Here is a 15,541-nt window from a genome sequence, read left to right as displayed (position 1 = left end):
ACCTCCGCAGCAGACCGTTGTACGGGCGGTGCGGATCACACGCCGATGACCGCCAGCGAGGCCCACAGTGCCAGCACCGAGACGACCAGCGTGGCAGGCACGGCGAGCAGTCCCAACCGGGTGAACTCACCCAAGTCCACCTCGCTGTCGTGGTCACGCACGATCTGCCGCCACAACAGCGTGGCGAGTGAACCCGCGTAGGTGAGGTTCGGGCCGATGTTCACGCCCAGCAACACCGCGAGCACGGCGCCCGGGCCGATCGGTGCGGCGAGCGGCAGCAGCACCAGGACCGCGGGGAGGTTGTTGATGACATTGGCGAGAACGGCCGCGAGGGCGGCGATCGCGAACAGCGCGGCGAGATCGGTGCCGTCCGGCATCAACCGGCCGAGGGCATCGGCCAGCCCATGGTCGACGACCGCGCGAACCACGATGCCCAGGGCCAGGACGAAGGCGAGAAAGGGCAGGGCCGCCGAGCGGACCAGCTTCCGGACCGTGGTGCGACGCCTCGCGAGGGCCCGTACGGCGAGCACCGAGGCCCCCGCGCAGGCCGCCCACGCCGGATCGATGCCGACCGCCGATGCGAGGACGAAACCCGCCAGCGTGCCCACCACCGTGGCCAGCGCGAACACCGGCACCGGAGGAGCCTCCACGGCCGCGGGAGGGTTCGCCCCCGCGTCCAGATCGGTGGCGAAGAAGCGGCGGAGCACCACGTACTCCACGGCGATCGCCGCGATCCAGGGCAGCGCCATCAGCGCCGCGAACCGGGTGAAGCTCAATCCGCTCGCGGCGAACGCGAGGAGATTGGTGAGATTGGAGACGGGCAGCAGCAAGGACGCCGTGTTGGCCAGATGGGTACAGGCGTAGACGTGCGGGGTCGGTCGAGCTCCCAGCCGGGCGGCGGTGGCGAAGACGACCGGGGTCAGCAGGACGACCGTGGCGTCCAGACTGAGCACTGCGGTGATCGCCGATGCGACCACGAAGACTTGGGGGAGCAGTCGCCGCGGCTGCCCCCGTGCGGCGCGTGCCATCCACGCCCCGCACGCTCGGAAGAGGCCCTCGTCGTCGCAGAGTTGGGCGAGGACGAGTACGGCGGCGAGGAACCCGATCACGGGTCCGAGCTGTTCGGCCTCCTGCCACGCCCGATCCAGGGGGAGGAGGCCGGTGCCGATCGCGAGGGCCGCCGCGGGGACGGCGATGACGGCTTCGGGCCAACCCCAGGGGCGGACGACGGCGGCGATGAGAACGGCGACCAGCAGCAGGACGGAGAGCGTGGTCGCCCAGGCCCCGCTCAGGGCCGTTCCTCGAACGGGGAGGGGGTACGGGCGGGTGAGACACCACCCGGCACGGTCACATCGAAGACGGAAGGCACCGGCCCCCGCTCGCTGCTGCGTCGTCCCACGGGGTCATGGTCGGCGCTCGATCCGGAGCGCGGAGCAGGGGCTTGCGACATGGAGGGGAGTCTTCCAGAGCCGGTCGACGGCACCCGGGACCGACCTCGGGGGGTCGGGCGGGGTGGGGCGTCGCTGGGCGGGATCCGTGGTGATGTACGGTCGTCCGCGCTCGGCGGCGGCTCAGCCCCGCAGCGCGGCGGCCGAGGCGGCCAGTTCCTCCACCCGGGCCCAGTCCTTGGCGGCCAGCGCGTCCGCCGGCAGCATCCAGGTGCCGCCGACACAGCCCACGTTGGGGAGCGCCAGATAGGCGGGGGCGTTGGCGGGGGAGATCCCGCCGGTCGGGCAGAAGCGCGCCTGTGGAAGCGGGCCGCCGATGGACCGGAGGTAGGCCGTGCCGCCCGCCGCCTCGGCGGGGAAGAACTTCATCTCGTCCACCCCCTGCTCCAGCAGGGCCACCACCTCCGACACCGTGGAGACTCCCGGCAGGAATGGCACACCGGAGGTCCGCAGTGCGTCCAGCAGTCGATCCGTCCAACCGGGGCTGACCAGGAATCGGGCACCGGCGTCGGTCGCGGCCTTCACGTTCTCTGCGGAGATCACCGTGCCGGCACCGATGACCGCCTGCGGTACCTCGGCCGCGATCGCCCGGACGGCGTCCAGCGCGGCGGGCGTCCGTAGCGTCACCTCGATCGCGGGCAGTCCGCCGGCGACGAGGGCGCGTGCGAGCGGCACGGCGTCATGGGCGTCCTCGATGACGACGACGGGAATGACGGGTGCGAGATCAAGGACGGAGGTCATGCGCTCATCCTGCCCTGCACCCGCACTGTGCGCAACGCTCGTTGCGTATGATGCAACAGCGTCGCGTGGTTCAGTCGCTCAGTCGTTCAGTGGATCTCGGCGACCACGACATCGAGGGCCCAAGGGCGTCCCTTTGCTTCGGGAGCCGTGGCCTCGACCGTGTGTCCAAGCTCCCGCAGTACGTCCACCAGCTCCGCGGGCCCCTTCGGGCGAGCCCCGGACACCAGCAGGTCCCGTACGATCCGCCCCTTCGTCGCCTTGTTGAAGTGGCTCACCACCGAACGCTTCTCCACCCCGTCGACGATCTGCGAGTGGAGCACCCGCACCGTCGCCGTCCGAGCCGCGAGCTCCCCCTTCGGCTTCCACGCCCCCGCATAGGCCGCCGAGCGCAGATCCAGCACCAGCCCCCGACCCGCAGCCTCCGGCATGACCGACTCCATCGGCCCGCGCCAGTGCGCGGCGAGTGAGCCGAGACCCGGCAGCTTCACCCCCATCGAGCAGCGGTACGACGGAATCCGGTCGCCGATCCGCACCGCTCCCCACAGCCCGGAGAACACCAGCAGGGACGCCCGCGCCCGACGCCTGGCATCCGGCTCCAACGACCCCAGACCGAGCGCGTCGTACAGCACCCCCGTATAGACATCGCCGGCCGGCCGGGTCCCCGCGGTCCGCAGCGCCACGTTCTTGGCCACCTCGCCCCGCAGGCCCTCACTGAGCCCGAGCACCTGCTGCGCCTTGACCTCGTCGGACGCGCACAACTCCACCAACTCGTCCAGGACCGCGGCCCTCGCATCGGCCAGCCCCGGCAACGAGAGCGACTCGGGCTTCAGCGGAGCGCCGCGCCCGGAAGCGGCCTTCCCCTCCGACGGCGGCAACAGCACGAGCACGAACGTTCTCCTCACGGCGCATGGCGAACAGGGGGCAGCAAGAGGGCGAAAACCCCCGCGCCAGCGTACGCGCCGCGCCGGGCCCGTCCGCCACGCCTCGCCCCCTCACGCACCTTCGCCGGGGGCTACTTCCCGCCGCGGAACACCCCCTACCGAAGCCCCCGCCTCCGGAGTGCCGACCGCCCCGCCCCGCCATACGCTCGATCCATGCCCCGCCGCCCCCTGCACACCACGGGCCCGCCGAACGCCCCGCTCCAGGTCGCGCTGCGTGAACTGCGAACGGAACTCGGGGTGCCCGACGACTTCCCACCAGCCGTACTCGCCGAGGCGCACGCCGCCGCCGCGGCCCCTCGGCTGCCGCAGAACGACGCCACCGACATTCCCCTCTTCACCATCGACCCGCCCGGCTCCGCAGACCTCGACCAGGCGATGCACCTCGCCCGGCACGGCAACGGCTACCGGGTCCACTACGCCATCGCGGACACGGCCGCCTTCATCACACCCGGGGGGCAACTGGACATCGAAGCCCAGCGCCGGGTCCAGACCCTCTACTTCCCCGACGGCTCGGTACCCCTGCACCCGCCCGCCCTCTCCCACGCCGCGGCCAGCCTCCTCCCGGGACACACCGCCCCCGCACTGCTCTGGCGGATCGACCTCGACGCCGAAGGTCGTACCCGCAAGGCCGAAGTGCACCGGGCACAGGTCCGCAGCCGGACCCGAATCGACTACGCGACCGCCCAGCGCCAGATCGACGAAGGCACCGCACCCACGGCGCTCGCCCTGCTCCGGGACATCGGCCTGCTGCGGGAAGAGCTGGAGCGCGAACGCGGCGGGATCTCCCTCAACGTCCCCGAACAGGAGATCATCGGCGACGACGGCCACTACACCTTGGAGTACCGCGCGCCGCGTCCCGCCGACGGCTGGAACGCACAGATCTCCCTGCTGACCGGCATGGCCGCCGCCGACATCATGATCGAATCCGGTACGGGCATCCTGCGCACCCTCCCGACCGCCCCCGACGGTGCCGTCGCCCGGCTGCGCCGCTCCGCCACGGCCCTGCACATCGACTGGCCCCACCATGTCTCGTACGCGGACGTCATCCGCTCCCTCGACCCGCGGGACGCCCGCCACGCCGCCTTCCTCCAGGACTGCACCGCACTCCTCCGCGGCGCCGGCTACACCGTCTTCACCGGCGGTCGACTCCCCTCACCCGCCATCCATGCGGCGGTCGCCCACGAGTACACCCACTGCACCGCGCCCCTGCGCCGACTGGTGGACCGGTACACGGGCGAACTCTGCATCGCCGCCTGCGCCGGGCAGGGCGTTCCGGAATGGGTGTTGGAGGCGCAGGCGGGCCTACCGGGTCGCATGGCGGAGGGCTCCCGGCGCGCCAACACGGTGGAACGCGAGTGCGTCGACCTCGTCGAGGCCGCTCTGCTCAGCGGTCGGGTGGGGGAGGAGTTCGACGCGATCGTGGTCGACGTCAAGGAGAAGGAGCCCACCGTCGGCACCGTCCACCTGGAGGACCCGGCCGTGGTCGGACGCATCGAGGCCGACCGCGAACTCCCCCTCGGCGAACCGCTGCGGGTCCGCCTTACCCAGGCGTCCCCCGGCACGGCGAAGGCGCTGTTCGTCCCCGCCTGACCGGGGCCCGGCCGGGCGCCGCACCCCTGCCGCGTGCCCGACCGCCCGGCCATGGCGGGTACCATGGCCAGCACGGCAGACGAGCCGGGCGGACGGCCGCGTGAAGATCCTTCGGGCTCTTCCCGAGGAACGTCCGGACTCCACACGGCAGGGTGGTGGCTAACGGCCACCCGGGGCGACCCGCGGGACAGTGCCACAGAAAACAAACCGCCGGGGACCGTATCCGTACGGACCTCGGTAAGGGTGAAACGGTGGTGTAAGAGACCACCAGTGCCCAGGGTGACCTGGGCAGCTAGGTAAACCCCACCCGGAGCAAGGTCAAGAGGAGAGGCTGTAACAGGCCACTCTGCGCGGACGTTCGAGGGCTGCCCGCCCGAGTCCGCGGGTAGACCGCACGAGGCCGGTGGCAACACCGGCCCTAGATGGATGGCCGTCGCCCCGAAGACCGCGAGGTCCCGGGGCACAAAATCCGGCGTACAGCCCGACTCGTCTGCCCCACCCCCCACTCGGCTGCCGAGTACTCCGTCCGGGGTCAGCCCGTGGGCCCCGAGGAGCACCTTCGTGCCGGTGCGGTCGTGGGGTAGCGGTGGACCGAGGTGAGGATGACCAGGGCGGCGACGACGCCGACCGCGGTGGCGGCGACGGCGATGCCCGTGCCGTTGTGGTGGCTGAGAACCCAACCGCCCAGTGCGCCGGCGACGGCGATACCGATGTAGAGACCGCTGGTGTTGAGGGCGACGGCCTCGGCTTCGGCGTCCCGGGCGAGTTCGAGGGCGCGGGCGTTCATCGGCGGATTGAAGCCCCATCCCGCGAAGCCCCAGACGGCCAGCACGATGACGATGAGCCAGTTCGGCGCCTTGTCGGTGAGTGCCCCAATGAGGGCGAGCGTGGCGGTCGCCGTGACGAGCCCGATGAAGGTGGCGATCAGCGTGCGGTCGGCACCCCAGCGGTCGGTGAGGCGTCCGCACAGATAGGTGCCGAGGGCGCCGAAGACGCCGATGACGGAGATGAACAGCGCGAGGATGGCGCCGTCGTGGCCGGTGAGTCCGTAGGTGAGGGGCGCGACGTACGTGTACGTCATCAGCCCGCTGGAAGCGCCGAGCACGGTGCCGGCGACGCAGAGGAGGACGGCGGGGCGGGCGAGGACCAGTAGTTGCCGACGTACGCCGATCTCCGGGGCGCCGGGCAGGGGCGGGAGAAGACGCAGGGAGGCGAGGGCGACGGCGGTGGTGGCGAGCGCGACGGCCAGGAAAGTGGCGCGCCAGCTGTGGGCGGAGCTGAGGAGGGTGCCGACGGGGGCGCCGATGAAGAGGGAGACGGTGAGTCCCGCGGCGACGGTGCCCATGGCTCGGCCGACGCGTTCCGGCGCGGAGGCGCGGGCGGCGAGCGCGAAGACGGCCGGCGTGATGGCAGCGGCGATCAGTGCCGTGACGACGCGCATGACGGTCAGCGCGGTGTAGTGGGGAGCGAAGGCGGTGGCCACGTTGGCCAGGGCGAAGAGGACGAGTCCGCCGACGACGACGGGCTTGCGGGGCTGGCGGGCGGTCGCGACCGCAAGGGGCGGGGCCGCAATCGCGTAGGTCACGGAGAACACCGTGACCAACTGACCCGCCGCGGCTTCACTGACGTTCATGTCCGATGCGATCTCGGGGAGCACGCCCGCGATCACGAAGTCATCCGTTCCGATCACGAACGTCGCCAGGAATAGACACAACAGCCATCCGGAACCACCCTGACCAGCGAAGACCTTCACAACAGATGTCATGGCTGGACGGTAGGACCCTGACACTACTGTCAACGTCAAGCGGGCAAGCGGCCGAACTCCTCCCGGAGCGGGGGTACGCCGGATCGGATCAGCCCGAGGCTCCGTCTTGGTCTCTGCGCGTTCGGGACGTCGCGGTGTATCGGGCTCCGGCCGGTGCCATTGACGCTTCCAACTCGCCGCTGTGCTGGGCGAGCCGGTCCCTGACCTCCTGGAGACGTGAGATCCGTCTGTCCAGTGACTCCAAGCGCTCGCGCGCCGTGTTGAGTTCGCCCCTACATCTGGGCGCTGTCGTCAACGGGCGCTCCAGACAGCCCAGCTCGGCATAGCGGAGCACATCGTCCGTGGTCAGGCCAACATCGAGCAGTTCCTTGATGTTGCGCGCCCTTACCAGAGCGGCTTCGTCGTAGTCCCGGTAGCCGTTGCTGTCGCGGGAGGGGGAGAGGAGTCCCTGTTCCTCGTAGTAGCGCAGAGAGCGTGTGCTGGCTCCGATGCGCTCCGCGAGTTCCCCGATGCGCATGGTTCCTCCTGGTGTCGATGGCTCCGACTCGTGCCCGGACCATCCTCGGCTGAGTGGGGTTCACGCCCGGTGCTTCTGGGGTCTGCGGTGTGCAGTCGGCCGATTCTCGATCGTACGTATGCACGCAGGGGAGTCGACGTGTGCACCTTCGACAGGGGGCCGGCCGGATGTCCGGGCATGGCTGCACGGGGATTGTGTGTGCGTGCGCCTTCGTGGTGCCGGTACGGCCTGCGGCCGGCACATCGAAATCCGTGGCCCCATATGCATGTGGACACGGTCATCGGCCTGTTCCCCCTGGCCGGTGGTCTTCCCCCGTCTGATCGAAGGTCTGCTAGTCGTCCCGATCGGCCGATTCGTTCACCATGCGTTGAACCCCCAGCGTGAGACGGGTCATCACCTCGTCCGCGTGCGCCACCCGGTCCTGGTGGAGCGTGACCCCGAGGAGGAACGTCCCGTTTCCCAGGGCGCAGTAGAACAGGGCGCCTTCGTCCACGTCGAGCACGGTTCGGGTCAGACGCCCGGGCAGTACCGCCTTCAGCGAGTGGTTCAGTCGGGCCACCACGAAGTGCAGTCGTCGGGAGATGTCGTGGTAGCGGTCGCGGCGCTGCTGTCTATTGATCAGGCTGTGGTATCCGGCCAGTCCGTCGGCGGACAGGAGGTCCGTGGAGAGGAATCCCGAGGTGGGGTCGACGTAGGCCACGTAGTGCAGGTTCTTCGAGGTGAGCGAGGCGGCGCAGAGTGCCCCGATGCGATCGGCGTCGGGTCCGATGTCGCCGAACACCTCGCGATGGTGCTCCTGGGCCGCGGAGGCGGCGAAGGGGAACTCCGTCGCCGCTGGACGTTCCGACGACGGTGATGCCTCGGGTGCGCCGATGAAGCCGCCGTAGTCGATGCGCAGTTGGTGCAGCCCGGTGCGGAAGCCCGTTGCGAGCCTGGTCATCGCCCGATCGCCGGCCTCCGCGGCCTCCCGCCCCAGGGAGACCCCCGTCAGATAGCGCCCCGGTCGTACGTAGTAGTGGAACAGGGTGGCCTGACCCAGTCGTAGGACGGTGCGGATCAGCCGACCGCTCTCCACCGGGCGCAACGAGCGGTCCATCCTGCCGAGCAGGAAGTTCAACTGGCGTCCGACGCGGATGTAGAGGGCGCGATCGCCCTCGGACGGCCCGTGCGGGTTGGCCAGGTGGGCGAGGTGTGGGTGGTCGAGGATGTCCACGGAGTAGTTGAAGACGCCGCGATGGTATTCGGCGACGTGGTGCAGGCCCTCGGGATGGAGCGCCTGTTCACAGAGGTCGATGAAGGCCGCACTGTCGTCCGTCACATGTTCGGCCTTCTTCCGGTGCGGCACCGGCACCGGTCCGGTCTCGGCCGCCGGGTCGGCCGCCTCGACAAGCGTGTGGGGATGGTCCCCCGTTTTCTCCATCACGCCTCCTTCAGGTTGTGTGGTCGAAGCCCGAATAGAACAGGGCCGGGTCGAGTGCCTCCATCTGGCGTTTCAGGTCGGCACCGAAAGGGGTTTCCAGGGCGGGCAGTTCGCTGGCGTAGAGCGCTGCCACGGTGTCTGGAGCGTAGGGCAGATGGATGAGGGTCCTTTCATGAGGAGACGCGAACAGGCCCTGTTCCAGGGCGTGTTCAGCGGGCGTCGGGTGGGTCGTGCCATGGGTGGATGCCGGGCCGGTCCCGTTCCTTGTGGTTCCGGGTTCCACCTGGGCGCCGGATATTCCTCCCGGTGTCGGTTGGTTCTCGACGAGCAGGAGGTTGTTGTGGATCAGCCCGTGCTCCTTGAGGCGGTCCACCAGCTGTCGGGTCTCGGGCCGGGCCAGTCCGCCCGGTTCGCTGACCACCGCTATGAACTCCACGGCCCGACAGATCTCCACCGTGACCTCGCTCCACTCGGAGCCGCAGTCCACCAGGAGACAGCCGGCGAGTTCGACCAGGCGTTGGACCGCCATGCCCATGATCTTGGGCAGATTGGTCAGCTCCTCCAGCGGAGGGTCACCGGGTGTTCCCTGGGTGAGCAGCAACATCTCGCCCTTGCGCCCGTCGGGGGAGCGCATCGGGGTGAGCCGCGGCTCCAGGGAGCGGAAGTCCAGGGGGATCGCACCGTCGAAGGCGAACCCGGCGAGACCTCCGCCGTAGTGCATGGCCGAGCCCCACTGGTGCAGCAGCCGGGTCAGCCCGGCGGTCCGTAGGTCGGCGTCCATCAACATCACGTTCTGTCCGACCGGCCCGACCGCGGCGTCCACCATCGCCCCCGCAGCGATGGTGACCGTACTGGCGCCGACCTGTGGAGTGGCGGCGAGCACCGCTACCGACCAGGAGCGACCGAACTCTCCCTCCAACGATTGGTCCACCACTGGTTGCCTCCTCAGGGCGACGCACACCGGGGACGGGCACGCGGCCCGTTCCTCAGATGTAGGGGATGTCCAGGTCCAGCTCAATCCTCACTCCCCCTTGTGCCCCCCTGCCGCCGTGCAACCGGGCCTCGCCGATCTGAAGATTGGTCGCCGCGAAGACCGTGAAGGGATGCTCGGCGCGCATCCGCTCCCGCAGTCGGTGGTACGTGTCCCGGTCGAGCTCCGATGCCTGCTCGGATTCGCCGGCGAACACCAGGGCGTTGCCGTGGTTGAGCGCGGCGATGAGGGTGAGCGGATGGTCGGCGCCCAGCGATTCGACCAGCCCCTGCCAGCCCTCGGCGCTCAACTGCGGGCCGTCCGTGCCGCTGCCTGCCGAGCGCAGGCAGAGGGCCAGGTTGACCTGGGCGATCCTTAGGAAGGGGCGCCCCGGCTCCCAGGTGGCGTACTGGTCGACGCAACCGCTGGCCAGTTCGACCGCCTCGGCGTGCTTGCCGAGGAGTCGGAGGTCGGCCGCGAGGGCAAGGCGGGCCGCCACCGATTCATGGTGGTCGGGACCCCCGTAGATCAGCAGCCCGGCCACGGTCTCCGCATCCAGTTTGCGCGCCGCGCTGATGCTGTCCCGGTCGCCGCGGCGCCTCAGGGTCGCCGCGAGGCCCCTGGCGGCGATGAGCGTCGTGGGGTCGGACTCGCCAAAGGTGTCGACGGACTCCTTGTACGCGTACTGGAGGTGGCGCATGGACCGGTCGTAGTCGCCCGACTCCCGGTACCTGTTGCCGAGGTGGGCGGCGGAGTCCCAGGTCAGACGGTGTCTGATGCCCAGCATCCGACGGCAGCGCTCGGAGGTCTCGCGGTGGAGGTCCAATGCCTCCTCCGTCATGCCCACCATGGCCAGGGAGAGCGCGAGGTTCCCTTCCGCCATCAAGGTGAAGGGGTGGCCGTCGCCGAAGACGTCCTTGATGAGTTCGGCCGTTGACTGGTCCTCCGCGAACGCCTCCTGGACCCGTCCGAGTGCGCGCAGTTCTGCGCCCCGCCCCAGCGCGCTGCGCAGCGTGAAGGGGTGGTCGAGGCCGAGTGCCGCCCGCAGGGCGTCGAGGGCCGTGCGGTTGACCTCTTCGGACTCCTTGAACCGCCCCGCGTCCCGATGGATGTTGCCCCATTCGACCTGGAGCCGCAGCAGCAGGGGCTCCCGGGGCGACAGGGCGGTGCTCCAACGGTCGTTCAACTGCTCGGCGAGGTCGAGGGCAGCGCCGAGTTGACCGGTCAGCCGGCGCGATCTCACCTGGTTGACCAGCCACCGCCGTACCTCGGGGTCGTCGCTGGTGACCGCCTGCGAGGTGTCGACGTGCTGGTCGAGTTCGGCGAGGACCGGCTCGAAGCGCTCCTCGTCGGTCTCGTCGTCCTGCGGGGAGAAGGCGGCGAGGATGCGATGGACCGCGGTAAGGGTTTCCGGGCGCTCGTCCTGCGACAGATGGGCGCGCAGCAGCACCAGCCCCATCGGGTCGCCGACGATCCGTTCGGAGGCGTGGTCGGTACGGGCCAGCGCCCGTGCGGACAGGGTGCGAAATGCGGTCCCGAAGGTCACCGAGGTGAGGAGGGCCTGTCCCTGCTGGCCCAGCCAAGCGAGCGCTGCCGCCGATCGCATCAGCTCGATCGACGCCCCGCGCGGAGACAGGTACGCCAGCAGCCGCAGGATCCGCTCGGCCGCCGGGTTCTCCGTACGGAGGGCGTTCAACTGCATCGCCCAGGTGGTGCGGGCGGCCTGCGGGTATTCCTCGACGGATGGTGGCGCGGGTTCGTCGGCGGATCGGGACCGATAGAGGTGGACCGCTTCTGCGAGCGGCAGACCCGTGTTGCGCAGCCAGGTGGCGGCCAGTTCGACGGACTGCGGCAGTCGGCCCGAGATGTCGAGGATCTCGGCGGCCATCTCGGCGGTCAGGCCGGGGAAGTGGCGGGCGAGTTGGGCGTGGGCCTCGGCGCGGGTCGGCATGGCCACCGGGATCCGGGTGCCGACCGCGGCCCACTCGTCGGACTGCGAGGTGATCAGGACGTGCGCACTGCCCCCTCCGGGCACGAGACCTTCGAGTTCGGTGGCGCCCGGAGCGTCGTCGAGGACGAGCAGAAGCCTGCGGTGGCCGCTCGTGGTGCCTTCGCGCAGCACCCGCAGGGCAGCGGTGACCGCGCCCGGCGAGGTGCTGGTGGTGACCTGGAGCCTGGCTCCCAACTCGGCGAGCCCGGCGCGGACGAGTGCCGGGGTGTCGGCGTTGATCCACCAGATGGCGTCGTAGTCGGCCGCGAAGCGGTAGACGAACTCCAGCGCGATCTGGCTCTTTCCGACCCCGAGGGGTCCGGTGAGGGCGACCGGCAGCACGGGCCGGCCCGGCACCAGGGCGTCACGGAGTTGGTCGAGGTACTCCTCCCGCCCCAGGAAGGTGGCGTTGCGGGGCGGCGACTGCCAGATGTCGGGTGCCTGCCCGGGGAAGCGGGCGCCGCCCTCGGTACGGTCCCGGGTGGCCGAGCGGGCTTCCTCCTTCTGGCCGTCGAGTGCGAAGCGCTCGAAGAGCAGGCTGCGGGCCTCGCGCTCCCCGAGGCTCTGCAACAGAGGCCCCTGGAGTCGTGCGATGGGACCTTCGAGCCGGGTCTCCTCGATGGTGACCGCGACCATCCAGGGGCTGGTCCGGCCGCCGCCCAGGCGCGCCGAGTTGCGCACGCACTGATCGCTCACCTCCTGGTAGCCGGGTGCCGACGGCAGTGCGGGGGAGACCAGGACGATGGTGAACGTGGGTTCCTGCTCCGAGGGCGCCCGCGGTCCCTGGTCGCCGTCGGTGGTCTCGCAACTGATGCCTATGCCGGCCAGTTCGGTGCGGATCCAGTCGGCCCACTGGCGGTCACGCGGTGCGTGGACGATGCGGGCTGTCCGCGGCCCGGGCGGGGTGATCTCCTCGAACCGGTTCGCGTACTCACGCCGAAGCCGCTCGGGGACCGGGCGGATCACATTGACCTCGCCGCGGCTGATCTCCTCGGCGATCCGCAGATACGCCTGGAGCTGGCTGGAGTGCTCGCCCGGCTCCAGGACGAAGGGGACCAGCACCTCCTCGTAGGCGAAGGTGGCCGAGTGCCGCACCTCGACCTGGCTCCAGTACTCGGTGGTGTCACCGGCGACCAACGGCCCCACGATGCCGGCGAACTGCTGCTCCGCGTAGCGGCGTCGGGCCATCGCCTTGGCGCGGTCGACACGCTCGATCCGCATCGGGACCGGCAGGATGCGGATCTCCCGGCCGGTGCGCTTGGCCTGTTCATGGACCTGTCGGGCGACGGCGGCCGTGCCTTCGATGGACTGGTTGCTCAGGTTGAAGCCGCCGACCAGTACGTCGGGCAGCCACAGGGTGCAGACGCTGGCGTTGTCCGAATGGCCGGTACGGCTGTCGATCAGGACGTAGTCGTACCCGGAGTTGCGGAGCTGCTCCCGCAAGGTGTGGACGAACTGCGCCCCGGCGTGCTGACCGTAGAACCGGGCCCAGTCGAACAGGGCGACGTTCTTGCTGTACTCCTCGCTCTGACACCCGGGGCCAAGGAAGGAGATGCTGCCGCCGTCTCCGGGGAAGTGGCTCCAGCGGACGGTGTCGACCCAGCCCGCCACCCCGGTGTGGAGGTCCAGGAGTTCATTCAGTCGCGCGTCGTGGTCCGGTTGCGCGAGCTGTTGTGCGACCAACCGCTCCACGGCCGATCCATAGTCGCGGACCATCTCTACGACGCCGTGTAGCCGGGCGAGGTCGGGATCGGAGAGGAAGGGGCGCAGGAAGCGGTGCAACCCGGGCGACTCCAGGTCCCAGTCGATGACCAGCACGCGCTTGCCGTCGCTCGCGAGGAGCCAGGCGACGTTGGCGAGCGCCATGGTGCGGCCGACCCCGCCCTTGTAGGAGTAGAAGGTGACGATGGTCGCCGTGCCGTCGCCCTCAGGGGCTCGGTTGGCGAAGGGCTCCACGCTGCTCATCGATGCCGCTCCACGTGTTCACATCAGCTGTGCGGTCCCCGGAGGATGGGACGTTCACCCTCTTCCGGGGAAGAGAACCAGGACCTGCGCTGAGCAATCGCGTGCTGCCCGGAATCGAAACTTCCGGAACTGTGCCTCCCGGATTCTCGAACTCCGGAATGGGGCGGCGTTGCGATGCTCCCGGACTGCCACGGTACCTGGACGGGAGCGGGGTTGTTATCCCAGGAGAAGGCCGGCATACGGGAGTGAGTGGTGAATTGCGTGAGGTAGTTGATGTCATGGGCCGTCATCACCGGAGGTGGATGCAGGGCGGCGCCCGCGACACGCTCGGCGACATTCCGTACGACCTGGAGATATCCGCCCCGCGCGGCCGGGTCGGCGACCAGGTGTCCTAGCCCGCGCCGGGGGTAGTCGCTCCCTACGGGCCCGGCCAGTCGACCGGTCTCCTCCACCCAGCGGTCGGGCAGTCCTGCCGTGTCCCACACCACGTTCACCGGGGAGAGCGCCGTATCGCCCGTGCGATGGCTGCGCCATCCCATGCGCTCGCTGAAGACCGACAGGTCAAAGGTGCAGCAGGGGCTGCGGAAGTACTCCTGGGTGTACAGCACGACCAGTGCTCGACAGGCCATTGCGGGTGTGCTCGGCGGCACACCGGCACCTGGCTGACCAAAGATCCCGGCACCCCCGGTACCCCCGGAAACCCCTACACCCCCGGAAATCCCTGTCGCCCCACCGGTAGCCGTCGTCCGGCGGTGCCTGTCGGCCAACTCGCCGTCGAACTGCGCCTCACGCCCCAATCTGGCGCGCAACTCCGCTTGGAGATCGCAGAGAAATTGCTCAACGTATTGTCTGCCGCCACCGTCTATGGCGTGACTAATGAAAAAGTACGGGCCCATGTGCCCCCGTCCCCCACCCTAGATCAGTACGCTCATCACCTTTTCGCTCACCGGCGCGATTTTCTCTCGGCAGACATCCTCATGATAGGAAGAAATGGTCGCCCTGTGACCTCGTTGCGATAGGTATCCGCCAGTGTCCTAATGCTTTTGGCCACGCGCTGTTCGACGTGGTCGATCAACGTGCGTAGATCTGCGCAGTAGCAGGACGGATTGTCGAAGCCGTTCCGCGGCTCGTACCGGTGGGCCCGCAGCCCGCCGCCGCACACCTGCACCACGGGGCACCCTCTGCACTGCTCGCACAGTCCATCGATGCCCACCCGCTCCGCGGCGAATCCCGGATGCCCCGCGACCTGGTCCAAGTCATGCGTGTAGACATGACCTCCGGTGTGGACGGCCTTGTCGTACGTCGATCTGAGGATGTCGTTCTGCTCGATGGTTCCGTCGGACTGTACGACCACCGAGTCGGAACCCAGCGGCCCCCAAGCCTCGCTCGCACTCGCCCCGCCGAGTTGCGCGTCCACCAGCGCATCGAAGATGCGCACCGGGACCTCGCGCACCGGGGCGTCGAACCAGCGATCGAAAACGGCTGAAAGCCATGTGCCGTACGGGGCACGGCCGGGACCTGCGCCGGGCGGGGGAAACTCCCACGTGGCGTGCGGAAGCAGCAGGTCCACCGCGGGCGGGTCAAATTCGAGGAGCGCTTCGTAGGTGGCCACCGGATCGGCTTCGAGGTCCACCACGCACAGCAGTCCCCGGTAGAGCTTGCGGTAACGCTCGCCCTGCAACAGCGCGAGCCCCCGCGCCACATCGGTGTATGTGCCCTTGCCCGAGCGGTAGGGCCGCCGTCGGTCGTGGGTCTCGGCCGTACCGTCCAGGCTGACCCCCACCTGGATACCCCGACGTTCGAACACATCGAGGAACCGGGGGTCAATCAGGGCGCCATTGGTCTGAACGGCCAGGTCCAGCTTGGTGTCAAGACCCTCCCAGGCGCTGTGCAGAGCCTCCGCGAGCCGGTCGATGCGCTCCGGGCCTGCGAGCAGCGGCTCGCCGCCGTGCAGCATGACCTGTACCTCGGGGGGACGGTGTCGGCGCACATGATCGGCGATCCGTCGGGCGGTGCGGTCCATCACCGCGGGCGCCATCACCAACGGCTGGTCGATCCACCCCTGGTCGCGCAGTTCGTAGACGTAGCAGTCTGGACAGGAGAAGTTGCATCGGCTGTACAGCTTCACGATGAACTGGGTGAAGGCGATCGGGGGTTGGCGACCGCCCTGCGCGCCGGCCGTGGCGCCCCGCAC

Annotated in this window: 12 protein-coding genes and 1 other RNA gene; 2 read left to right on the top strand and 11 right to left on the bottom strand. The window is 69.6% G+C overall.

The window, feature by feature from the left end:
- Positions 1-35 precede the first annotated feature (35 nt).
- The 4 genes from OID54_RS11940 to yaaA all read right to left on the bottom strand — a co-directional run bounded on the left by OID54_RS11940 (position 36) and on the right by yaaA (position 3,076).
- The gene (locus OID54_RS11940; protein WP_329027439.1) at positions 36-1,292 is read right to left on the bottom strand and encodes an arsenic transporter; all 1,257 of its coding nucleotides are present in this window, start codon (positions 1,290-1,292) and stop codon (positions 36-38) included.
- Positions 1,289-1,450: a hypothetical protein gene (locus OID54_RS11935; protein ID WP_329018021.1), complete on the bottom strand. Its 162-nt coding sequence runs from the start codon at positions 1,448-1,450 to the stop codon at positions 1,289-1,291. The genes OID54_RS11940 and OID54_RS11935 overlap by 4 nt, the downstream gene beginning before the upstream one ends.
- A gap of 121 nt (positions 1,451-1,571) precedes the next feature.
- Entirely contained in the window at positions 1,572-2,189 is a 618-nt protein-coding gene (eda, locus tag OID54_RS11930) for a bifunctional 4-hydroxy-2-oxoglutarate aldolase/2-dehydro-3-deoxy-phosphogluconate aldolase (RefSeq protein ID WP_329018018.1), read from the bottom strand.
- A gap of 86 nt (positions 2,190-2,275) precedes the next feature.
- Positions 2,276-3,076: a peroxide stress protein YaaA gene (gene yaaA, locus OID54_RS11925; protein WP_329018016.1), complete on the bottom strand. Its 801-nt coding sequence runs from the start codon at positions 3,074-3,076 to the stop codon at positions 2,276-2,278.
- A gap of 207 nt (positions 3,077-3,283) precedes the next feature.
- On the opposite strand from yaaA, the gene OID54_RS11920 reads away from it, so the two are divergent.
- Both OID54_RS11920 and rnpB read left to right on the top strand, forming a co-directional pair.
- Entirely contained in the window at positions 3,284-4,720 is a 1,437-nt protein-coding gene (locus OID54_RS11920; protein ID WP_329018014.1) for an RNB domain-containing ribonuclease, read from the top strand.
- An 80-nt stretch (positions 4,721-4,800) separates the two neighbouring features.
- An RNA gene (gene rnpB / locus OID54_RS11915) (RNase P RNA component class A) lies at positions 4,801-5,213 on the top strand.
- Between the two features lie 39 nt (positions 5,214-5,252).
- Here rnpB and OID54_RS11910 read toward each other — a convergent pair.
- The 7 genes from OID54_RS11910 to OID54_RS11880 all read right to left on the bottom strand — a co-directional run bounded on the left by OID54_RS11910 (position 5,253) and on the right by OID54_RS11880 (position 15,541).
- Positions 5,253-6,485 carry an MFS transporter gene (locus OID54_RS11910; RefSeq protein WP_329018010.1) on the bottom strand — a complete coding sequence of 411 codons (1,233 nt, stop codon included), beginning with the start codon at positions 6,483-6,485 and terminating at the stop codon, positions 5,253-5,255.
- A gap of 88 nt (positions 6,486-6,573) precedes the next feature.
- Positions 6,574-7,002 (bottom strand): MerR family transcriptional regulator, encoded by a 429-nt coding sequence (locus OID54_RS11905; protein WP_329018006.1) that lies wholly within the window; start codon positions 7,000-7,002, stop codon positions 6,574-6,576.
- 331 nt (positions 7,003-7,333) lie between these two features.
- Positions 7,334-8,422, bottom strand: a complete 1,089-nt coding sequence (locus OID54_RS11900) for a hypothetical protein (RefSeq protein ID WP_329018003.1) — start codon at positions 8,420-8,422, stop codon at positions 7,334-7,336.
- 10 nt (positions 8,423-8,432) lie between these two features.
- Positions 8,433-9,356, bottom strand: a complete 924-nt coding sequence (locus tag OID54_RS11895) for a hypothetical protein (protein WP_329018000.1) — start codon at positions 9,354-9,356, stop codon at positions 8,433-8,435.
- Between the two features lie 52 nt (positions 9,357-9,408).
- A complete protein-coding gene (fxsT, locus tag OID54_RS11890; protein WP_329017999.1) occupies positions 9,409-13,347 on the bottom strand; it encodes an FxSxx-COOH system tetratricopeptide repeat protein in 3,939 nt (1,312 codons plus the stop codon).
- 23 nt (positions 13,348-13,370) lie between these two features.
- Positions 13,371-13,976: a hypothetical protein gene (locus tag OID54_RS11885; RefSeq protein ID WP_329017997.1), complete on the bottom strand. Its 606-nt coding sequence runs from the start codon at positions 13,974-13,976 to the stop codon at positions 13,371-13,373.
- Positions 13,977-14,290: 314 nt separating this feature from the next.
- Entirely contained in the window at positions 14,291-15,541 is a 1,251-nt protein-coding gene (locus OID54_RS11880; protein WP_329017995.1) for an FxsB family cyclophane-forming radical SAM/SPASM peptide maturase, read from the bottom strand.

The organism is Streptomyces sp. NBC_00690, from assembly GCF_036226685.1.
GTDB lineage: Bacteria > Actinomycetota > Actinomycetes > Streptomycetales > Streptomycetaceae > Streptomyces.
Note: the sequence above shows the minus strand (reverse complement) of the source record. Positions and strands in the feature narration are given on the sequence as shown.

Excerpts from the sequence above, each read along its gene's own strand:
- OID54_RS11910 (WP_329018010.1), bottom strand. The coding sequence starts at position 6,485 with ATGACATCTGTTGTGAAGGTCTTCGCTGGTCAGGGTGGTTCCGGATGG.
- OID54_RS11905 (WP_329018006.1), bottom strand. The coding sequence starts at position 7,002 with ATGCGCATCGGGGAACTCGCGGAGCGCATCGGAGCCAGCACACGCTCT.
- eda (WP_329018018.1), bottom strand. The coding sequence starts at position 2,189 with ATGACCTCCGTCCTTGATCTCGCACCCGTCATTCCCGTCGTCGTCATC.
- OID54_RS11900 (WP_329018003.1), bottom strand. The coding sequence starts at position 8,422 with ATGGAGAAAACGGGGGACCATCCCCACACGCTTGTCGAGGCGGCCGAC.
- fxsT (WP_329017999.1), bottom strand. The coding sequence starts at position 13,347 with ATGAGCAGCGTGGAGCCCTTCGCCAACCGAGCCCCTGAGGGCGACGGC.
- OID54_RS11885 (WP_329017997.1), bottom strand. The coding sequence starts at position 13,976 with ATGGCCTGTCGAGCACTGGTCGTGCTGTACACCCAGGAGTACTTCCGC.
- OID54_RS11935 (WP_329018021.1), bottom strand. The coding sequence starts at position 1,450 with ATGTCGCAAGCCCCTGCTCCGCGCTCCGGATCGAGCGCCGACCATGAC.
- OID54_RS11920 (WP_329018014.1), top strand. The coding sequence starts at position 3,284 with ATGCCCCGCCGCCCCCTGCACACCACGGGCCCGCCGAACGCCCCGCTC.